The sequence below is a fragment of the Cyclonatronum sp. genome (assembly GCF_022565315.1).
In the GTDB taxonomy this organism is placed as follows: domain Bacteria; phylum Bacteroidota; class Rhodothermia; order Balneolales; family Cyclonatronaceae; genus Cyclonatronum.
In genome coordinates this window covers 1-4,662 of sequence record NZ_JAIUMX010000178.1, presented here as the reverse complement: position 1 = coordinate 4,662, position 4,662 = coordinate 1, and the positions used below count along the sequence as shown (strand labels likewise).

Here is a 4,662-nt window from a genome sequence, read left to right as displayed (position 1 = left end):
GCCGTTTCGTTGAGCCGCGCAACCGCAGCCGAAAACTGCACCAGCTGATTGATGATGATAATGAGGATGAGGAAGGAGATGGCAACAGCCGAAATAAACAGCAGCTTCCGGATTTCTTTTTTCATGATGAAAGGATGTCGGAGAGGGATTTTCAAAGATGTATATCCGGAAGATGATTCCGCCAATCCTCAAATGCAAGCGTTGTTTAATTGGGATGACGTAATGTGTTCCCTTTTAGATCGCTCCGCCGGCCGCACCGCTACCCATGTGGTTTCCCTACCGGGAAACACGTGTGAGGTCCGGCGGATTTTTCTACCCACATGGTTTCCCTAACGGGAAACATCTGCGACGCCGGGCTGATTTGGAGAATAGGACAGGGAACCAAGCCGGTCAAAAACGGTTGTGGGTAACGACAACGATACCGGCTTTAAGCGGAAAAATTCTTTCAGGCGGTATCAGATTTGCAGCATCCGTTGCCAGTGAAGGTCGCCGCGTTTGGGGATTCCGCGTTCGGCTAAAATTGGTGCTTCAACAGAAATATCCCGTCAGGGATATCACATGGGTAGAAACCGTGGCGCGCCCACATATTCAGCATGCCGTAGGTATGCCACATCCCTGACGCGTTTTGGCGGGCCCGACGGGGCAAGATTTGGTTTCGCAACCAATCAAACAAATCCGCGCAAATCCCCTAAAATCCGCGTCATCCGCGTGCCATCATCATCATCACATCACATCACCGCAAAATGGTCAAAACTCGAACTGTACCCGTGCGGCGATCAGGCTGCCTTTGGTGCGTTTGCCGTTGAGGCGCTCGGCATCCAGATAAATATAGTTGAGCATCAGCCGGGTTTCACGGTTAAGGTACCAGTTGAGGCCGGCCGTGAAGTGCTTCATCTCACCGCCGTCGTAATCTTCATCGTTCGAATCAACCTGCGCGTAGCGGAGGGCGAGCTCGAGGGCGCCGGGTCCGAAGCCGGGCCTGAAATTGCGGTTGGGCACTACCGCGCCGAAGTTGCCGCGGTCAGGGCGGTAGTTACGGCGCTCGCCGGTGAGGAACCAGCCCGCCTGCACGTACCAGCCGCCGAGGCTGAGGTCCGGTTTGAGGAAGTCACGGCGCACATCCACGATAGTGTACTCACCCTGAACATGAACCGGACCAATTCCGAAAGCGGCCTCCGCATGATAGCGGGTGATATCAACCACATCATCGAGGTCGTCTGCGCCGATAAAACGGCCGTCGATGGCGCGGGTGCCGGTTCGGGTACGCATCCTGACATCCGCATACTGCTGATCAAAATTACCGTCGATGCGCTCGGTAAAGGCATTTACCCGATAGCTTGAAGAAAACCCGAGGTGCGAGTACGAGTCAAAACCAATATAAGGCGCTACCGTTGCGCGACCCGCGAAAGCGTAGCCGCCGGTCAGGTCCCGCTCGTTAAGCAGGCCGCCGCCGCTCATCAGGGCCGTGCTGAGGCTGTAGCGGCTGCCCTGCCAGGCGAGCTCCATCCCGAGATTCCAGTCGGGCTTGTATGCATCCACATTGGCCGCACGCTCCATGAAAGTCGCCCGGTTCCGGGAGTTCATCCACTCCAGGCCAAAGGGCTCCTTGATGTTACCAATTTTAATGCGAAACGGATTCAGCCGGATGTACTCAAGATAGGCGCCGCGCAGCCGGACTTCTTCATCCCGGAAATCGACTTCGAGCCGCCAGAGAAAATCTTCATACATCACCCCCTCCGCACCAATGCGCGCACTGCGGATGATGGTGCCGTAGCGCGCAAGATTGCCGCGGTTGGGGCGAGAATCGTCAACAGTGTTTTTGCGGTCGTCCAGAAAGTTACCGGCGCCGTCGATATACAAGCGGCCCCGCAGACGGAACAGGTCACGGCCGTCTTCCGAGCGCACCCGGAAGCGGCGGGTCCTGATGTCGGTTTGGGTGTAGCCGAAGTCGTCGTCATCCCCCAGCAAATCGCGGCTGCGGGCGGCATCACCGGCTGACTGCCGCATGAGGCGCTCGAACTGCTCCGGACTTATCACCCCATTTTCCAGCAGGGTTTGCAGCAGCTCCCGCTGTACGGAGGCGGTGCTGTCAGCCAAAGTTCCGGGGAGCGGGACGGCGTTCGCGGGGGTTCCAAAAAGAAAAAGCCCGCTCACAAGCAGGCTCAGCAGGAAGCAATTCAGGCGTTTCAGGGACATCAGGCGCGATTTTGAGGACTGTAGAATGGGAATGAGAAACACCCTCAGAGTTATCCTTCCCGCATGAACCCAATATTACCTGAATGTTACCCCAATGTTATGCAGGGTGATGCGGCCCTCAGTCGCGCACAAGATCCGAGATCAGATCGGCATGCTCGGGGAACGCGTTTTTGAGCATGTAGCCTTTCGCCATCTCAAAATCTTTGAAATCGAAACCGGGCGATACCGTGCAGCCGGCAAGGGCGTAGGCGTCAGGATTGGTTTCGGGATCGGCATCAACCGTTACCGCAAACCAGGTGCCGGCCGGTATTACGTACTGCGGCCTGCCGCCGGCGCCGATATCGCGGCCCAGCGTAACAGCCTGATAGAGTCCGTCGCTGAAAATCTGATGGATGGTGAGGGCCTCCCCTTCATAGTGATGCCACATTTCGTCGGATTTGATCCGGTGAAAGGCGGAGAAATCGCCCGCACCGAGCAGGTAATAAATGCCCGTACAGGCAGCACGAGGTCCGTCGAAGGCTTCGGTCTGCTGATGCACCGGCAGGTTCATCGGGCTTCGGTAGGTTTCACGGAAGTAGCCGCCCTCCGGGTGCGGACTCAGATTCAGGGCCCGGATGAGGCGTTCTTTTCGGCTGATCATAGGTATGGTGTTTCGGGAAGTTGGTTTTTGGGGGAAAGCATGGCTCATTTAAGTGACTTGCTATCCCTGCAATTTTTTTGAACTAGCCCGAAAGTACTCAATAATCTCTTCTTTGGAGATTTTTTTTGCGATAAAACGGAGTACCAAATCTGCCAGCTCCTCCTCATACGTTTCTTCAACGAAAAACCCGTTCAGGTAAAGAAAGGTAAGGGCAGAAGCCAAAGCCGTTCTTTTATTTCCATCGATAAACGGATGACGCATGGTCAGGCAGGTAAGGTAAGTTGCGGCCATCCCAAACAAATCATACAGTAATTTGCCTTCAAAACTAGCTTTGGGTGCATCTGCGCACGCCTGAATTCCATCCTCATCACGAATACCGGGATTACCACCGGAAATTTCAATCTCCTGCTGATGAATAAAATAAATATCAGCCCCTGAAAGAAAGACAGGCTCGCGCATTATTCCGCGAGTTTGTCCAGGGATTTTCGATGTTTTCTGCTGATTTGCTGATACGCGGACCGGACATCTGCCTTTCTGATCAGCAGCCCGCCTTCGTGAGGAATGAGCTCAATGCTGTCATCTTCATCAATTTTGAGAAGTTTCAAAAGCGGCTTTTCGAGAAGTATGCCTCTGCTGTTTCCGATTTTTTGAAGTTTTTTAATCATGGCGCTCCATGTTTTGTTATCACAATGTTCTAACCATCATAATACGAAAGAGTCAGAAAGAATGTGTCTTTAAAGTTTTTTCCTGAGCGCTCGTAACTTGTTCAATTCCTCAATGACAGCCGGCCCCGGTCTCCAGCCGTTTTCATTTCAGCTGATTCCGCAGCGCACCCACAAAAACACGTATCTCGATGCCTGCTTTCGCACGGCAAACCGGCTTTGGATTTTGTAACTTGCCGCAAAAAAGGACTTCTTTTGTGAGCGCTGAACAGGCTGTTCCGCCGGTCTCCGTTGTGACCGGCCATTTCCCCGAAATCAGATTCGAAGCGGGTGCGCGCCGGCTGTGGAATCCCGTGAGGCGCAACCTGCTGGCCGACCGGCCCGAAGAGCGGGTGCGGCTGCAGCTGGCCGAATGGCTGCACCTCAGCTGCGGTCAGCCGGTGAGCCGTTTCACCACCGAGCTGCCCGTAAAACGCCGGATCGCAGGCGACACCCTGCGCACCGACCTGCTCTGCTACGATGCACAGCACCGGCCCTGGCTGCTCGCCGAGTGCAAAGCTCCGGAGGTGCCCCTCACCCGGCAAACAGCCCTGCAGGCCTCCCGCTACAACCTCGAAATCGGGGCCCCGCTCGTGCTGCTCACCAACGGCCGTCGCGATCTTTTTTTTGAGGTATCGGGGGATGGCATCACGCACGCATCCCTCTCCGCGATGGAAACCGGCCTTCCCGTAAACCGCGATGCCGCATACTGGCAGCGCCGCGGCTTCCTCGGGCGAAAGCCGCTTGTTGCTGAGGCTTCCTTTTTCGCGGCACTCCTCTGCCTGATGCAACAGCAGGCCGGTCCGGAAATCCATCTCATCAAAATACCCCCAAGCGAAACGCAACCGGAACTGAACCACTACTTTTTCATCATTCAGGGCCGGGCACTTACCATCTCGGCCGACGAAAACGGAGGCAGCCGGCTGCAGGTGCTCGATATCAGGCAGAAGCAGGTCGCGGGTCACCTGAGCCTGCCGCTGCATACCGGGGCTGATGCAGGCCCGGCGAGCATCACCCGAAATTCCGGTAGCAGGATTCTCGCTGCTGAGATTCAGCACCGGCTTGCACACAGCCTCACCGGTTCCTCCGAACCTGACGCCTGTTTTTCGGCACTCTGCTCAGAAT

5 protein-coding genes are annotated in these 4,662 nt (G+C 55.6%); 1 reads left to right on the top strand and 4 read right to left on the bottom strand.

Features of this window, described 5'->3' with window-relative positions:
• Nucleotides 1-747 precede the first annotated feature (747 nt).
• The 4 genes from LAT75_RS15250 to LAT75_RS15235 all read right to left on the bottom strand — a co-directional run bounded on the left by LAT75_RS15250 (nucleotide 748) and on the right by LAT75_RS15235 (nucleotide 3,501).
• Nucleotides 748-2,196, bottom strand: coding sequence for a porin (locus tag LAT75_RS15250; protein ID WP_291483641.1), 1,449 nt, complete (start codon nucleotides 2,194-2,196; stop codon nucleotides 748-750).
• Between the two features lie 118 nt (nucleotides 2,197-2,314).
• Nucleotides 2,315-2,836 (bottom strand): cupin domain-containing protein, encoded by a 522-nt coding sequence (locus LAT75_RS15245; RefSeq protein WP_291483639.1) that lies wholly within the window; start codon nucleotides 2,834-2,836, stop codon nucleotides 2,315-2,317.
• 60 nt (nucleotides 2,837-2,896) lie between these two features.
• Nucleotides 2,897-3,295, bottom strand: coding sequence for a type II toxin-antitoxin system death-on-curing family toxin (locus LAT75_RS15240; protein WP_291483637.1), 399 nt, complete (start codon nucleotides 3,293-3,295; stop codon nucleotides 2,897-2,899).
• Nucleotides 3,295-3,501, bottom strand: a complete 207-nt coding sequence (locus LAT75_RS15235; protein WP_291483635.1) for a MazE family transcriptional regulator — start codon at nucleotides 3,499-3,501, stop codon at nucleotides 3,295-3,297. The genes LAT75_RS15240 and LAT75_RS15235 overlap by 1 nt, the downstream gene beginning before the upstream one ends.
• A 254-nt stretch (nucleotides 3,502-3,755) precedes the next feature.
• On the opposite strand from LAT75_RS15235, the gene LAT75_RS15230 reads away from it, so the two are divergent.
• Nucleotides 3,756-4,662 (top strand): type I restriction enzyme HsdR N-terminal domain-containing protein (locus LAT75_RS15230; RefSeq protein ID WP_291483633.1); only part of this gene is annotated, 907 nt, incomplete at its 3' end.